The organism is Halomonas sp. AOP5-B2-8 (assembly GCF_052376475.1).
Lineage (GTDB): Bacteria > Pseudomonadota > Gammaproteobacteria > Pseudomonadales > Halomonadaceae > Vreelandella > Vreelandella casei.
Genome location: NZ_JBQSVS010000004.1, coordinates 262,981 through 277,302 on the forward strand (window position 1 = coordinate 262,981; position 14,322 = coordinate 277,302).

A 14,322-nucleotide genomic window follows, 5' to 3' on the forward strand; every position below is an offset into this window, starting at 1 on the left:
CGGGGTGAGGTGACTCATGGTGTCTTGGTTTCTGCGTGCCGAACATGTCTTGACTCGTCTGGCACTAACGATCGCTATTGTGATGTTGATCATATCGGTGTCGCTGAGTTTCTATCAGGTGCTCACTCGGTTTATCTTTAATGCGCCTTCCACGTGGTCGGAAACGCTATCACGGGCATCGATGATCTGGTGTGTCTTTATGGCGGCGGCGGCTACGTTCCGTGGCGGTTTTATGATGGCGGTCGAGGTGATCTACAAGCTAGTACCCAAGCGCACCCTGCTGGCACTGGAGTGGCTCATTGGGCTGTGCTGTCTGTTGGTGCTAGCGGTCTTGGTTTATTACGGCATTCAAATGACCCAGAGGGTCAGCCGCCAAACGCTGTCGGCGCTTGAGGTCTCAATGGCGTGGGCATACGCGGCGATTCCCGTGGGCAGCGCGTTTGCGATGTTGGCCGTGCTGGCAAGATTGCTTGCGCAAAGCTGTGGTCTCGAAGCGCTGGGGCCGATGCACGACGAAACTATTGAGCAAGATGCGGCCCCGCAAAACTTAGGATCGACCCAGAGAGAGCCACTCTCATGAACCTAGCTATCGGTCTTTCTCTGCTGATTTTATTCGCCACCGGCGTGCCGATCGCAATTTCGATCTTGCTGGCATCGATCATCGGTATCGAGTTTTTCTCACGGCTGCCGCTGGTCATGGTTCCGCAGCAGCTGTTTGTGGGGCTTGATAACTTCCCGTTAATGGCGATTCCTTTCTTCATTCTAGCCGGTAACCTGATGGCGGCTGGCGGCATCTCTAGCCGCCTTGTCGATCTGGCAAAATCTATCGTCGGCGGCGTGCAAGGCGGTTTGGCGATGACGTGCGTGCTGACCTGCATGATGTTTGCTGCCGTGTCAGGTTCAAGTGTGGCCACGACCTTTGCCATCGGTGCGATCCTGATTCCGGCGATGGTCAAGCATGGCTACCCGAAGCCGCTCGCCGCCTCTATTCAGGCATCCTCTGCGGAGCTTGGGGTGCTGATTCCTCCTTCTATTCCGCTCATTTTGTTCGGGGTGAGCACCGATACCTCCATTGGCCAACTGTTCATTGCTGGTATTGGTCCAGGGCTTCTGATCGGCATGGCGCTGCTGCTCTTTCTGTATATCTTCTGCAAACTACGTGGTTTTGGCCTTGAGGATAGTAAAGGTCGTACTAGTTTTGTGACGGCTTTCCAGCGGGCGTGGGCAGCGATGCTGATGCCCATCGTGGTGATTGGCGGTATCTATGGCGGTATTTTCACCCCGACGGAAGCCTCGGCCGTGGCGGTGTTCTATGCCTTAGTCGTCGGCGCTTGCTATCGCGAGCTGAAGCTTGCAGACCTAATGCCGGTGCTGCGCCAAAGCGTTGTCTCAACGGCCGCTGTCATGCTGATTATTGCCGCGGCGGCGCTGTTCAGCTTTCTTATCAGCCGCTCTGGGCTACCGGTTCACGTTGCCGCCTGGGTAACGTCCGTGTTCGATAGCCCTTGGGCATTTTTGTTGGCGGTCAATGCGCTGCTGCTCGTTGTCGGCATGTTCATTGAAACCGGCGCTGCCATTTTGGTGCTGGCGCCGATTCTTACCCCGATTGCAATGCAGTTCGGCATCCATCCCGTTCACTTTGGCCTTGTGATGGTGGTGAACCTGGCGCTGGGTATGATTACGCCACCGCTGGGCGTGAATCTCTTTGCCGCCTGTGCTGTCGCCAAAATATCGATTGATCAAATGCTGCCCTGGCTGGTTCAGTTTGTGTTGGTGGTGCTGGTTTGCCTCATGATGATTACCTATATGCCATGGATTTCAATGGGGTTAGTCAATCTTTTCTACGGTTAGATACACGGCTTTTAAATCCTTACATATAGCCACAATAAAGGAGTGACCTATGTCCCATGCGTTGGCCTTGCCACCTCAGCAGGCGTTAATTGGCGGGCAGTGGGTAAATACCGCTGTGACGATTCAGGTCGAAGCCCCCGCCACCGGGGAGCCGTTGGCGCGTATTGCTCGCAGTCAGGCTGAAGAGGTGAATGCCGCAGTGCAGGCAGCTCAAAACGCTTTTTCTGGTCAACTAGGCGAGTGGTCTCGCTGGTCTGCGCGCCTTCGCAGTGAATGGCTGCTGAGCTTTGCAGGGGTGATTGAAGCTCATCACGAGCAGCTGGCGCAGCTTGAGTGTGCCGATACGGGAAAACCTATGACTCAGGCGAAGGGCGATATTGCCGCCTGCGCGCGCTACTTCCGCTTTTACGGCGGTGCGGCGGATAAGCTACATGGTGAAACCATTCCCTTTGAAAATGACTTTGCTGTCATGACGCTGCGTGAACCTTACGGCGTCTGTGCACAAATTATTCCCTGGAATTACCCCGCACAAATTTTTGGACGCTGCGCGGCAGCAGCACTAGCCGCAGGTAATACCATCGTACTTAAGCCCGCAGAGGACGCCTGCTTGAGCGTGCTGCGCCTTGCTGAGCTGGCGACAAATCATGGCTTACCCGCCGGTGCGCTTAACGTCGTACCAGGGCTGGGCTCTGAGGCGGGCGCCGCGCTGGCGTCACATGCGGATATTCATCACCTGTCATTTACCGGCTCGCCAGAAACCGGTACGCAGGTTGCCCAGGCAGCCGCCCAACATCATGTGCCGGTCACGCTAGAGCTCGGCGGGAAATCACCTCAGCTGGTCTTTGCTGATGCCGATCTTGAGGTAGCGCTGCCAGCCGTGGTGCGCGGCATTGTCCAAAATGCGGGTCAGACCTGCTCGGCCGGCAGCCGGTTGTTAGTACAGCGCGATATTGCCGATAGCGTTGTCGCTACGCTGTCTGAGCTCTTTTCGGCACTGCGTTGCGATGTGGGTGAAGCCGATGCCGACTGTGGGCCGCTGATCAATGCGCGCCAGAAATCCAAGCTGGAAGAGCGTTTGGCAGCGGCTGAAGCCGATGGCATTCGGGTGGCCGCAAAAGGCCAGCTGGCTGCTGGCGCACCGGCTGACGGACACTTTGTACTTCCGCAGCTGCTAACCAATATTCCCGACGGGCACGAAGTGCTGCGCGAAGAGTTGTTTGGCCCTGTGCTGGTTGTCCAGGTTTTTGAGGATGAAGCGCAAGCGCTGGCCTTGGCGAATGCGACCGACTTTGGCCTTTGTGCGGGTGTTTGGACGCGGGATGGCGGTCGTCAGCTGCGCTTGGCCAAAGGCATTCGCAGTGGCCAAGTGTTTATCAATAATTACGGCGCGGCGGGGGGCGTAGAGCTTCCTTTCGGCGGTATTGGCCGCTCGGGGCATGGTCGTGAGAAAGGCTTTGAGGGGCTGCGTAGCTACACGCGTATTAAAACCATTGCGATAAAACATTAACAGGCGCTTTCTCTTAAAGGAGACACCCATGACAACAAAACGCCAGGTAGGCATCGTCGGCGTGGGCCTGATGGGCCACGGTATTGCCAGTAGTCTGCAGCGCGCAGGCCATTTTGTCAGTTTTCTAGAACACCCTGGCAATCAGCCCGTGGACGATTTGTTAGCCGCCGGCGCTCATGCGCAGCCTACAGGACGCGAATTGGCGCAGAGCGTTGATGTGGTTATTTTGTGCGTGACGGGATCGCCTCAGGTGGAGGCCGTGCTCTTTGAACCCAACGGTGTGCTGGAAGGCTTGAAGCCCAGCAGCATTGTGATGGACTGCTCCACGGCGCTACCTAGCTCAACGGAAAAAGTCGCTGCTCGAGTCGCTGAGGCAGGTGGCCGCTTTATGGATGCAGCCATGACGCGCACACCTAAAGAAGCGGCTGAAGGGCGGCTCAATCTCATCGTGGGCGCACCGAAGGCGCTGTTTGACGAAACCTTGCCGCTGCTGGAGGGCTTTGCGGAAAACATCGCTCATGCGGGCGACGTTGGTGCGGGCCATACCCTGAAGCTACTGCATAATTTTGTATCGTTAGGCTTTTCGGCAGTATTGGCGGAGGCCACCGCTGCCTCCCGCAAAGCGGGGATTAGCGATAGCGCATTGCTTGAAGTGCTAGGGGCCGGCGGTGGCGGCGGGGTCGTGTTAGAACGGCTGCGTCCTTATATTGCCGAGAACGATCCGTCGGGCTTTAGGTTCTCCGTCGCCAATGCTAGTAAAGATCTGGGCTATTACCACACGATGACCGATGATCTTGGCGTTGAAGGAGGCGTTGCCGCTGCTGTTCACAGCCTCTACACCTCCGTTGAGGATCAAAGCCTTTCCATTCCCGAGCTCATTGGCGTTTTGGCGAAACGTTAACGACAAGCCGTCGGGTTAGAAAATGGCGCGGACGGCTAGGTAAAGCACCGACGGCGCTAGCAATGCGCCAAGCCCAGTGTAAAACGTCGCCGTCATCGCGCCATAAGGAACAAGCTTAGGGTCGGTTGCCGCAAGCCCAGCCGCAACGCCGCTGGTAGTGCCCATTAGGCCGCCGAAAATCATCGCTGAACGTGGGTTATCCAAACCAATATGACGTGCCAGCATGGGCGTCATAATCATGACCAATATTGATTTGAACAGGCCGGCGGCAATGGATAGCGCAATAATCTCAGAAGAGGCGCCAATGGCGGCACCGGCAATCGGGCCAACGATATACGTGGCGGTGCCTGCACCAATGGTGGTTAAGGTGACCGGGTCGCGGTAGCCGAAGGCGTAGGCAACCGCAACACCTGCAACGAACGACACTATCACGCCTAGAAATAAGGCCACCACGCCGCTCATGCCCGCTTCGCGGATCTCCTGAAAGCGAACGCCGTACGCCGTGGCGATGATGGCTAGGTCGCGCAGCATGCCGCCGCCCATCAGCCCTAGCCCAGCGAACAGGCTGATATCGGCAAGTCCTTTCGTACCGCCGGTTGCGACTCCCCCTACATAGGCCAGTATCAAACCGACCATGATAGCGATGGCCGATCCATGGACGCGACCACGGGTCAGCTTATCGCTGACAATATAAGACAGGTACATGGCCCCGCCGACCAGCGCGAAGGCGGCAATCAGATGCTGTTTTTCCAGCTGAGTAAGCAGTGATTCAAGCATAAATATGGCCTCTTTTTAGCGCGTAGGGCGTGAGTGGCTGCCTGCCACGGATGGCGCCGATAGCGGAGCCTGAGCATTAGAAGGCGTCTCTGATGCATGCTTTTCTTTGCTTGAACGCCCAAAAAGAGGAATCAAGGCAAAGCTAGCGCCAACGGCAGCAAGACTTGCGAACAGTGCAATGAAGCCACCATCAATGGCTGCCGCGACGTTCTGGCTGGCCGCCATGGCGACTACAATGGGGATATACATACCGTTCCAAAACGTAATGCCACTCTCGGTGCTGGCCGGCAGTTTCTTTTTGTCGCTAAGATAGCCGCCGATAAAAATCAGCAGCAGCATCGCAATACCCACGCCACCGACATTAGAGTCGATATCCAGCAGCATGCCGAGCACATCTCCGGCCCATAGGCCAACCAACATACACCCTGCGAGGAGGGCAACTCCGTAGATCACCATAGTTAACTTCCTGTTTTATCTTTATTTTGAGTGGCGTTGCATAGTTTTTTGCTACATAGGTTTTTGCGCCATAGGTTTTAGCCGCAGGGGTTATCTCCCGGTTTTCCTCTGCGGCGTAGGATAGTATTTAGGATAGTATTAAGCGTGGGCAGCGGTCTGTTTCGATGCGAAGGTGTCGGCGAAGGTATCGCGCAGCTGATTTTTTTGTACCTTGCCCATCACATTGCGAGGAAGCGCGTTCGCAAAGAAGACCTGCTTAGGCTGTTTATAACGCGCCAACTGATCGCTCAAGGCTGCCAATATACTGGCTTCGCTAACCTCGCCCTGCGCTTCGCGTACGACGACGGCGATAACGCCTTCACCCAGATCTGCATGCGGCACACCGACCACCGCGGATTCTGAGACGCCTGAAAGATCGTCGATTAAAAGCTCTATTTCTTTCGGGTAGACGTTATAACCACCTGAAATAACTAAGTCTTTATCACGGCCAACGATATTCAGATAACCGTGTTCGTCGATGCAGCCCAAATCGCCGGTAATGAAGAAACCGTCGTCGCGAAACTCAGCCTGAGTCTTCTCAGGCATACGCCAGTAGCCCTGAAACACATTGGGGCCGCGTAGCTCCACCATGCCCGTTTCCCCTTGAGGGAGTGAGGCACCGCTTTCACGGTCAGCAATACGAATTTCCACGCCAGACAGCGGCATGCCCACGGTGCCAGGGCGGCGTTTGCCCTGATAAGGGTTGGACGTGTTCATATTGGTTTCTGTCATGCCATATCGCTCAAGAATGGCATGACCGGTGCGTTGCTCGAAGGCTTCATGCGTTTCCGCCAGTAAAGGCGCCGAGCCTGAGATGAACAAGCGCATATTGCTGACCACTTCGCGATTGAGGCGCGGCGACTGTAGCAGTCGGCTATAGAACGTCGGCACGCCCATTAATACAGTGGCGCGTGGCATTAGATCAATCAGTTGATCGACATCCAGCTTGGGCAGAAATGTCATGGAAGCGCCGTTAAGCAGGGTGATATTGCAGGCGACGAACAGGCCGTGCGTATGGAAAATCGGCAGGGCATGGATAAGATGATCGTCCTCGCTATACTGCCAGGCTTGGGTCAAGGCTTGGCTGTTGGATGCCAGGTTGGTGTGGCTGAGCATCGCGCCCTTAGAGCGGCCGGTCGTGCCGGACGTATAAAGGATTGCCGCAAGATCATCGCCCGCCACCTCACACACTTCCTGCGTTTGTGTTGCCGCTGCCACTTTCTCCATGAAGCTGCCGTCAGCCTGCGTTCCCAGGCTTTCAATGTGCGTGACGCCGCACTGCTCGGCAGTCGCACGAATGGTCGCGTGATCCTGTGGGCGGCAGATAAAGACATGGGGCTCAGCGTCGCTGAGGAAATAGTGAATTTCGCTATCGGTATAGGCGGTATTGAGCGGAAGGTACACGGCACCCACCTGCAGGCATGCTAAATAAAGCATGACGATTTCAGGACTTTTGTCGACCTGCACAGCAATCCGATCACCAGGCTTAATACCTAGAGAAAGCAGCACGCTCGCCATACGGCGGCTGGTAGCCAGCACGTCGGCGTAACGGTAGTCAGTACCTTCCTGGGTATGCATGAGCACTTTGTTGGGCTGGCGCTCGAAATGGGGGTAAAACTGTAAATAAAGGTTGTCGCTCATGGGGACTCCTTCTTGTTGTCGTTATGCTTAGGCGCTGGGCTCTAAGCTCAATGGTTGTTTGGCTTGGCTGGCCAAGCGGCGAATGTCGCTTGTACATACCACGCTAAAGTCGCGGCTGAAGGTCTCGTGATTATGTTCGATACGGTCTAATTGATAGAGGTAGTTGACCATCAGGCCCTTAGATTGCTGCAAGCCCTTGGCGGACATATCCGCTTGAAAATTAATACGATGTAAGCTTGCGCCATTGCCAAGGTGGAAACGTGCAACGGGATCTAGCGGCTGGCCGCTGCGATGTTTGGCGTTGACTAAATAGGTGGCGGCAAGGCGCGACAACTCTTTCTGAGTGCCGCTATCGGGTGCAGATTCCTCGCCAGGCTGTGGGCTTTCGGGCTGCTGATCTAGCCAAGCCGAGAAACCAGGAATTGGCGACAGCGTGACAAAATTCTTTAACTGAGGCAGTTCCCGGCTGAGCTCTTGGACCACCTGTTTAATCAAGAAGTTGCCGAAAGAGACGCCTTTAAGGCCCGCTTGGCAGTTGCTGATACTGTAAAACACCGCCGTATCCACCTCGTCTAGCGGCACCTCCTCGCCGTGTTCGAGTATTTTTTGCACGTTGCCAGGAATGCCACGGCACAGCGCTACTTCAACGAAAATCAGCGGCTCATCGCCGGTAGCGGGGTGGAAAAAGGCGTAGCAGTGGCGGTCTTCGGGGTCTAAGCGGCGGCGCAGGTCATGCCAGTCACCAATTTCATGCACGGCCTCGTACCGAATCAACTTCTCCAGAACGGCTGCCGGTGTATTCCAATCGATGCTTTCTAGCACTAAGAAGCCACGGTTAAACCAAGACGCGAACAGATGAGCAAAGTCTGCGTCTAAGGCTGAAAGCTCAGGATTCTGCTTGAGTCGTTTAAGCAAGTCGGCGCGCATGTGAACCAGTTCAAAGGTGCCGCCAGGGCACAGGTTCAGGCGTCGTAGTAAATCCTGCCGGTGTGGCTCACAGGCAGTAAAGAGGCGCTCCAGGGCAGCGTTATCTTGATGCTCGCAATAAAGCTGATAAGCAGCATGAATAGGAGCAGGATCAGCTGAATAATCGTCGGCTAGCAGCGTGAAAAAGGCTAGTTTCTCCTCATCGTTTAAGCGTCGATAATGCTCCAGTGCCCGCTGAGCAGTGAGTATTTGCGAGGCCTCACCGCCACGGTGCATCAGCGTATCGCAAGCCGCTATCAGGTTTTGCAAAGAACTGGCGCTCTTGTCCAGCGTGCCGAACAGACTGCTTCGTCCTCGGGTGCGCATGCTAATGTTGGAAAGCAGGCCCTGTAAAAACGACATGTTCATATTCATGCGCCAACCTCGACATTAAAAACGGTGATTCCAAGAAAATGATTAATAAATTTATCATCCGCAATTGATATATATAACAGATAGCCTTTTGAAATATATTAGTCAAGGCAGACACCCCCCGACTTTTGGCGAAGGCGCACGCATGCGGCCCCATGTTTTAAGTGACTGGTTTTAATCGACTGGTTTTAAATGACTAGCTTTAAGCGGCTAGTTTTAGCGACTAACTAAACGGAACGTGGATTCTTGAAGATGGCGGCAATAATAGAGACGCGGGGCGAAAAGCAGGACTAGAGAGACGCTAGGCGACCATGCCATGGCTTATCGTAAGCAGTGACGTGGTCGCGTAGATAACGCTGCGGTAGCGACGGCTAACTATTTAGGATCGCGATCAACCGCAAAGGATGACCATGCTTGGCGCACCGACATAATTTCAAGACGGTTAATGTTGATGTGCGCAGGCAGCGTTGCCAGATAGAAAAGCTGCTCGGCAATGTCCTCTGCCTGGAGTGGCGTGGTGCCTTGATAAAGCGCATCAGAAGCCGCCTGATTGCCTTTTGTCCTCACCAGCGTGAACTCGGTTTCGGCCATGCCGGGGGCTAGGTCGGTGACGCGCACGCCGGTACCCAGAAGGTCACAGCGCAGGTTGTAGCTGAACTGTTGTACAAAGGCTTTGGATGCCCCATACACATGGCCACCTGGGTAGGGCCACTGTCCCGCTACTGAGCCTAGGTTCAAAATGCTCGCACCAGCTCCGGTTTTAAGCAGTAACGGCATCGCTGCGTGAGTCACGTTGACCAGCCCCGTTATATTGGTGTCGATCATGGTGTGCCAATCTTGCAAATCTACCTTTTGCGCCGGTTCTGGCGCTAGCGCTAGGCCCGCATTGTTAATCAAGCAGGTGAGCGGCAGAAAACTTTCTGGCAGATTGCCAATGGCGTCGGCTACAGCAGCGCTATCACGTACGTCGAGCGTCAACGTCAGAACGGGCACGTGCTCAGAAAGCTCTTTCTCAAGTGCTTTTAGTCGCTCCTCTCGGCGTCCCGTGAGAATTAACGACCAACCTGCTTTAGCAAAACGCTGGGCGGCGGCTTTACCAAAGCCGGAGGTAGCACCGGTGATGAGTACACTAGGCATTGCGTCAACTCCTTCATTGTGGCGGCAAATAGGTTCAGTCCTAATGTAGCCTGTTTAGCCATGCTTAATGAAGGCTTGATAGCCATTTGCCATGGCCTTTCACATTGAGCGTTCAACGTCAGCTTTGAATGCCATCAAGCTAATCAAGTGGGCGTCGCCAGCGGTTTTCGATGGTTTCAGGCTGTGTTGGTCCGAAATAAGCGCTGGTATTGCCTGAATAGTGGCCCCACAGCTGATCGCCCAGATCATAATGCCACCATTCGCTGGGTAGGTTTGTAAACCCTTGCTTGGCCATAATATGGTAGAGCAAGCGGCGGTTGTTGCGAGCCAGATGCTGCGCTGTTGTTAAGCTGTCCAATTGCTCGAAGTGATCGGTATGGGAAGCGGGCAGCGTTTCATCGAACAGTGTGCCCATGTCTAGCGGCACCCCATCATCATCGCAAAGCGTGACATCCACTGCTCCGCCGGTCAGATGAGGGCTTGGCGCACTGGGATCTGTGCTTGGCACGGAAACAAACTCACGTGTGCGGGCTAGCAGCTCGCTTTCCGTCAACCCAGGCTGACGGTTTTGAATGGCCGCCTGTAGCGTTTCAAATAAGTATTGTTGCACCCTCCATGGACGCCATCCGTCCAGCACAATCAGCCCGATGCCGCCGGGCAAGCTGCGGGCCGCGGCCACTAGCGCTCGGTAAACGCTCTCGCGAACGAAGCACTCGTTTACAGCGCCAGGTATTCCTAGTCGTGAGTAGGCAGGAAACACGCGGATAGGGGCGGGCGCCAGGCTCATGGGCAGTAATCTCTCCCCGTTATCGGTTATGGGCAAACTGCTTACTTTGCTCCATTGGGGGGCTGGGTGGCTCGGTATAGGAGACAAGTCCTTATCAAAGCTCGAAGGTACAAGCATTGTCTTATCCAAGGTAAGTGGGTAGCCAGAGCGCAAGCGCGGGAAAGAAAATAATCAGTAACAGCACCGCGATAGCGGTCAGGACGAAGGGCCAGATTGTTTTAAACAGTGACACAATCTCTAATCGGCTCACGGCGGCCGCCACAAATACACAGGCGCCCAGTGGCGGTGTAATTAACGCAATGGTGATATTGAGCGTGATGATGACGCCCAGGTGCACTGGGTCGATACCTGCGATCATGGCGACTGGAGCAAAAATAGGTGTCAGCAACATTAATGCTGACACCTCTTCCATAAACATGCCGGTCAAAAAGGTGATGGCGCTAAGCAACAGCAAAATGATAATCGCGTTGTCGACGTAAGGTGTCAGTAGCGAGACGAACTGGGCTGGTACCTGGGCGTATGAAAGTAGCCAGCTAATGGTCGCCGAGGCTGCCATAATCAAGAAAATAGCACACGTCAGTCGAGCGGTATCGACCATCGCCTGCCAGCAATGGCTTAGCCGCAGGCCGCCTAGCACGACACCGCACAGCGCGACATACAGGGCTGTCAAAGCGCCAGACTCTGTCGGCGTTACAAATCCAAGCACAATGCCGGCCACGATAATCACCGGCGCTATCAGTGCGGGAGTAGCGGCTACAAATGTGACCGTCAGTTCTTTAAGAGTAGGCAGGCGACCACTTTTAGGTAGCCGGTGGCGCCAAGCATACCAAGCGTTCATGCCCATAAAGGCAATACCTAGCAGCAGGCCGGGAATAATACCGGCAAGAAACAGGTCGCCAACGGATGTATTGGTCAGCGACGCATATAAAATCATGAAAATACTGGGCGGAATGATCGGCCCAATGAGCGAACTACCGGCCGTCAGACCCGCGGCAAACGAACGCGAATAGCCTTCTTTCTCCATCGCTGGAACCAAGAGCGAACCAAGCGCTGAGGTATCGGCCACGGCTGAGCCATTGACCCCGGCAAAGAACACGCTCGACACCACATTGACGTGCCCCATACCGCCACGCAGATGGCCAACCATCAACCGTGCAAAGCCCATTAGGCGCTCGGTAAGGCCGCTGGCATTCATTAAGTTACCCGCCAGAATAAACAGCGGAATGGCCATTAAGGAGAACACGTTGATGCCGCCAAAAAACTGCTGCGGCAGCATGCGTGGAATCATTGAAGGGTCAACAAAGATAAATCCGACAATGGCCGTTACCAGCAGCGAGATAAACAGTGGCAGCCCGAGCAGTACATGGACAAGGAAAACCCCCAGCATGGTTAAAATCATACGGTTTCCTCCACGTTTTTAAGAGGGGCTGGCCCGTATAGCAGAGCATGCCAGGCAAGCAAGGCAAAACCTAAAGGAAGTGAAAGAAGCGGTATGGAACGGCTAATGCCCAGCCCTGACGAGGTGAACATACTCACTGAGAGCGCATAGCGATAGCTAATAACGGCGCCGCCCAGGGCGATGAATAAGGTAAGCAGCCACTGATACATATGCAGTAGGCGGGCCACGGGCGCTGGCAGCAAGCGTTCCAGTAGTCCAACACGCATATGTCCCCCTTCGGACCAAACGGCGCCAGCCGCCAGCATTACGGTGGCGATAATCAAAAATCGCGATAGCTCGTCGGTCCAGATAGGCGCGCCGCCAACGACATAGCGCATTACAACGCCATATAAAATGGCGAATACATTAACGGACAGCAAAGCGCCCGCGAGGGTAAGTGTAGCTGGACGACTAATCGCCAGCAGACGGTGTCTAAGCGAGGTCAGCATGAGAGTATTTCCGAAAGCACGAATGGAAAGGGCCGACGTTAATCGGCCCTGATGGTTACGCGTCAATCAGTGGCTGATGAGTTATTCAGCTCGCCCATACCCGCATCTTTAAGCGCCATATCGATCCAACGCTGCTCGATACCACGCTCAGCAAGCCACTCGAGGTAAGCGGGCTGACCAATAGTGCGAAATGCTTCCAGATCGTCATGTGAAGGACGAATGACTTCCATACCCTGCGCTTCCAGGTAGTCAATGCGCGAATCGACCTGAGACTCGTTGGCTTCACGGGCGTTGTGGTTGGCCTCGGCAACCGCTTCCATAAACGTAGCGCGAAGCTCGTCATCCCAGTTAGCGATCATGTCGCTATTACCCACTAGGAACTGGTCGGAATACTGGATGTTGGCAAGCGTTAGGTACTTTTGTACTTCATAGAGGCTGGCAAGGGCAATATACATCGGCGGGTTCATCTGCCCGTTGGCAACGCCGGTACGCAGGGCCATGTAAGTCTCGGTCCACGGAATGGGCGTGCCGGACGCACCGAAGGACTCATAAAGCGCTACTTGGCTCGGGTCCATGGCCCGGAAACGCAGACCTTCAAAATCATCCGGGTGACTGATTGGGCGCTCGTTATTGGTGAACGCCAAAAAGCCGCCTTCTTCAACCACCGTCAGCATATCGATACCGGCACGCTCCTGAAGTGTGCTAGTTAGTTCTTGCCAGTAGTCGCCTTCATCAAAGAAGGTGCGGGCAGCACCGAAATCGTCAAACAGAAACGGAATGGCGCTAACGAAAAGCTCATCGACTAATGGAGAAACACCTGCGAAGGACGCTATGTTAAGCATCGGCGTGTGCATGGTTTGTTCCATGCGGTCTTCTTCACTGCCCAGCATGCTGTTAGGGAAAAGACGCAGTTCAATTTCATCACCTGTCTTTTCGGCAACCAACTCTTTTAAGTTAGTGGCAAAGACGTGAACCGCGTTTTTTTCTTCGTCAGGCGCGCCGTTGTAGCTTAGATTAATGGTAGTGGCAGCGAACGCAGTGCCTGCCATTAAAGCAGAGCCAATCAGGCAGGCGCCGGTTAGCAGTTTGGGCATAAAATGGGACGGTAACATCTAGATCTCCTTGCTTATTATCATAAATGGCAGGTTTATAGATTTACCTGCGTCGATTTTTTTTATCATTACACTAGAAGACTATGCATTGATGTGTTGACTATGCAATACCTGAGGCGTTGCCTTGAAGGCAACAGGTGTGGTGTGTTGGCAGAAAAAAATGCATCCCCTGGCGCAAGTGTTACACGCAGGTGTGGGCGGCGACGGTAAGCTTCTGGCCGTGGAGGCTGACAATCTGCGCTCGTGCGCTGTTCATTCATGTTCGTCAACAATAGTGAGTTCACGCATAAATGTGACGCCGATGCCTGAGCGTACAACGTTTTTAAGTACTGCTACGGAGTTGCTTAAAACTGTGATAGAACCGACTCTTCTTGGGCACGCTGGGGGTGAGTGCTGAGCTAGTAACTGCCCCGCTTGAGTGGCGTGCATGCCGTTGCCAGCAGGCGAGTAGCTGTGCGCAGAGCATTTGCTTTGCCCCACGCCAGGTTTTAGCCGACAATGCAAAAACATCGCAATGGCTATGCTTAGGGGTTTTACATGCAGGAAAACGGCTTTTTTGACGAAATAGGTGAAACCATCGGCGAAGCAATCCGCGTGGTGGTTGATTTCCTGCTAGGGATTTTCACCAACTTCTTTGGTGCCTTCGGTGATTTTATTGATGGCCTCACCCGGTCTCTAGGTATCAACGATTCGTTTTTCAGCATTGCCGTGTTGATCGTCGGGCTATTGATCCTATGGGGTGGGCTGCGTGCATTTCTACGTGGCTCACTGATAGGCGGTATTGTGCGCACTTTACTGGGATTATTTATCCTCTCGTGGTTGATGATGTAATCCGAATTGCGATCTTGGGATTTAATTAAGCTTGCTAAGTGCTTGTGTGAAAAGTGTT

14 protein-coding genes are annotated in these 14,322 nt (G+C 54.3%); 5 read left to right on the forward strand and 9 right to left on the reverse strand.

Annotated elements, in window-relative coordinates; all coding sequences use genetic code 11:
- Positions 1-16 precede the first annotated feature (16 nt).
- Genes ACT3RP_RS11330 through ACT3RP_RS11345 form a run of 4 tightly spaced genes read left to right on the forward strand, consistent with a single transcriptional unit; the run spans position 17 to position 4,259 of the window.
- Positions 17-580, forward strand: a complete 564-nt coding sequence (locus ACT3RP_RS11330; RefSeq protein WP_483393806.1) for a TRAP transporter small permease — start codon at positions 17-19, stop codon at positions 578-580.
- Complete coding sequence (locus tag ACT3RP_RS11335) at positions 577-1,851, forward strand: TRAP transporter large permease (RefSeq protein ID WP_483393807.1); 1,275 nt, start codon at positions 577-579, stop codon at positions 1,849-1,851. The genes ACT3RP_RS11330 and ACT3RP_RS11335 overlap by 4 nt, the downstream gene beginning before the upstream one ends.
- 49 nt (positions 1,852-1,900) lie before the next feature.
- The gene (locus ACT3RP_RS11340) at positions 1,901-3,358 is read left to right on the forward strand and encodes an aldehyde dehydrogenase family protein (RefSeq protein WP_483393808.1); all 1,458 of its coding nucleotides are present in this window, start codon (positions 1,901-1,903) and stop codon (positions 3,356-3,358) included.
- 28 nt (positions 3,359-3,386) lie between these two features.
- A complete protein-coding gene (locus ACT3RP_RS11345; protein ID WP_483393809.1) occupies positions 3,387-4,259 on the forward strand; it encodes an NAD(P)-dependent oxidoreductase in 873 nt (290 codons plus the stop codon).
- A 15-nt stretch (positions 4,260-4,274) separates the two neighbouring features.
- On the opposite strand, the gene madM is transcribed toward ACT3RP_RS11345, so the two are convergent.
- The 9 genes from madM to dctP all read right to left on the reverse strand — a co-directional run bounded on the left by madM (position 4,275) and on the right by dctP (position 13,433).
- A complete protein-coding gene (gene madM, locus ACT3RP_RS11350; RefSeq protein WP_096277556.1) occupies positions 4,275-5,036 on the reverse strand; it encodes a malonate transporter subunit MadM in 762 nt (253 codons plus the stop codon).
- Between the two features lie 15 nt (positions 5,037-5,051).
- On the reverse strand, positions 5,052-5,492 hold the full coding sequence (gene madL / locus ACT3RP_RS11355; RefSeq protein WP_483393810.1) for a malonate transporter subunit MadL: 441 nt from the start codon (positions 5,490-5,492) through the stop codon (positions 5,052-5,054).
- A 138-nt stretch (positions 5,493-5,630) separates the two neighbouring features.
- A complete protein-coding gene (locus tag ACT3RP_RS11360; protein WP_483393811.1) occupies positions 5,631-7,172 on the reverse strand; it encodes a malonate--CoA ligase in 1,542 nt (513 codons plus the stop codon).
- 27 nt (positions 7,173-7,199) lie between these two features.
- On the reverse strand, positions 7,200-8,507 hold the full coding sequence (locus ACT3RP_RS11365) for a malonyl-CoA decarboxylase (protein ID WP_483393895.1): 1,308 nt from the start codon (positions 8,505-8,507) through the stop codon (positions 7,200-7,202).
- Positions 8,508-8,885: 378 nt separating this feature from the next.
- Positions 8,886-9,647, reverse strand: a complete 762-nt coding sequence (locus tag ACT3RP_RS11370; RefSeq protein ID WP_483393812.1) for an SDR family NAD(P)-dependent oxidoreductase — start codon at positions 9,645-9,647, stop codon at positions 8,886-8,888.
- A 139-nt stretch (positions 9,648-9,786) separates the two neighbouring features.
- Complete coding sequence (locus tag ACT3RP_RS11375; RefSeq protein ID WP_441685949.1) at positions 9,787-10,434, reverse strand: M15 family metallopeptidase; 648 nt, start codon at positions 10,432-10,434, stop codon at positions 9,787-9,789.
- 121 nt (positions 10,435-10,555) lie between these two features.
- The gene (locus tag ACT3RP_RS11380; RefSeq protein WP_441685947.1) at positions 10,556-11,833 is read right to left on the reverse strand and encodes a TRAP transporter large permease; all 1,278 of its coding nucleotides are present in this window, start codon (positions 11,831-11,833) and stop codon (positions 10,556-10,558) included.
- The gene (locus ACT3RP_RS11385; RefSeq protein ID WP_444671894.1) at positions 11,830-12,321 is read right to left on the reverse strand and encodes a TRAP transporter small permease; all 492 of its coding nucleotides are present in this window, start codon (positions 12,319-12,321) and stop codon (positions 11,830-11,832) included. The genes ACT3RP_RS11380 and ACT3RP_RS11385 overlap by 4 nt, the downstream gene beginning before the upstream one ends.
- A gap of 62 nt (positions 12,322-12,383) precedes the next feature.
- Entirely contained in the window at positions 12,384-13,433 is a 1,050-nt protein-coding gene (dctP, locus tag ACT3RP_RS11390; RefSeq protein WP_441685943.1) for a TRAP transporter substrate-binding protein DctP, read from the reverse strand.
- A 537-nt stretch (positions 13,434-13,970) separates the two neighbouring features.
- Between dctP and ACT3RP_RS11395 the strand changes: the two genes are divergently transcribed.
- The gene (locus ACT3RP_RS11395; protein WP_441685939.1) at positions 13,971-14,264 is read left to right on the forward strand and encodes a hypothetical protein; all 294 of its coding nucleotides are present in this window, start codon (positions 13,971-13,973) and stop codon (positions 14,262-14,264) included.
- The last annotated feature ends 58 nt before the right edge of the window (positions 14,265-14,322 follow it).

Bases quoted from the DNA above. Each gene is read 5' to 3' on its own strand.
- ACT3RP_RS11395 (WP_441685939.1), top strand. From the start codon at position 13,971: ATGCAGGAAAACGGCTTTTTTGACGAAATAGGTGAAACCATCGGCGAA.
- ACT3RP_RS11340 (WP_483393808.1), top strand. From the start codon at position 1,901: ATGTCCCATGCGTTGGCCTTGCCACCTCAGCAGGCGTTAATTGGCGGG.
- ACT3RP_RS11385 (WP_444671894.1), bottom strand. From the start codon at position 12,321: ATGCTGACCTCGCTTAGACACCGTCTGCTGGCGATTAGTCGTCCAGCT.
- ACT3RP_RS11370 (WP_483393812.1), bottom strand. From the start codon at position 9,647: ATGCCTAGTGTACTCATCACCGGTGCTACCTCCGGCTTTGGTAAAGCC.
- ACT3RP_RS11365 (WP_483393895.1), bottom strand. From the start codon at position 8,507: ATGAACATGTCGTTTTTACAGGGCCTGCTTTCCAACATTAGCATGCGC.
- ACT3RP_RS11345 (WP_483393809.1), top strand. From the start codon at position 3,387: ATGACAACAAAACGCCAGGTAGGCATCGTCGGCGTGGGCCTGATGGGC.
- madL (WP_483393810.1), bottom strand. From the start codon at position 5,492: ATGGTGATCTACGGAGTTGCCCTCCTCGCAGGGTGTATGTTGGTTGGC.
- ACT3RP_RS11380 (WP_441685947.1), bottom strand. From the start codon at position 11,833: ATGATTTTAACCATGCTGGGGGTTTTCCTTGTCCATGTACTGCTCGGG.
- ACT3RP_RS11330 (WP_483393806.1), top strand. From the start codon at position 17: ATGGTGTCTTGGTTTCTGCGTGCCGAACATGTCTTGACTCGTCTGGCA.
- madM (WP_096277556.1), bottom strand. From the start codon at position 5,036: ATGCTTGAATCACTGCTTACTCAGCTGGAAAAACAGCATCTGATTGCC.
- ACT3RP_RS11335 (WP_483393807.1), top strand. From the start codon at position 577: ATGAACCTAGCTATCGGTCTTTCTCTGCTGATTTTATTCGCCACCGGC.
- dctP (WP_441685943.1), bottom strand. From the start codon at position 13,433: ATGTTACCGTCCCATTTTATGCCCAAACTGCTAACCGGCGCCTGCCTG.
- ACT3RP_RS11360 (WP_483393811.1), bottom strand. From the start codon at position 7,172: ATGAGCGACAACCTTTATTTACAGTTTTACCCCCATTTCGAGCGCCAG.
- ACT3RP_RS11375 (WP_441685949.1), bottom strand. From the start codon at position 10,434: ATGAGCCTGGCGCCCGCCCCTATCCGCGTGTTTCCTGCCTACTCACGA.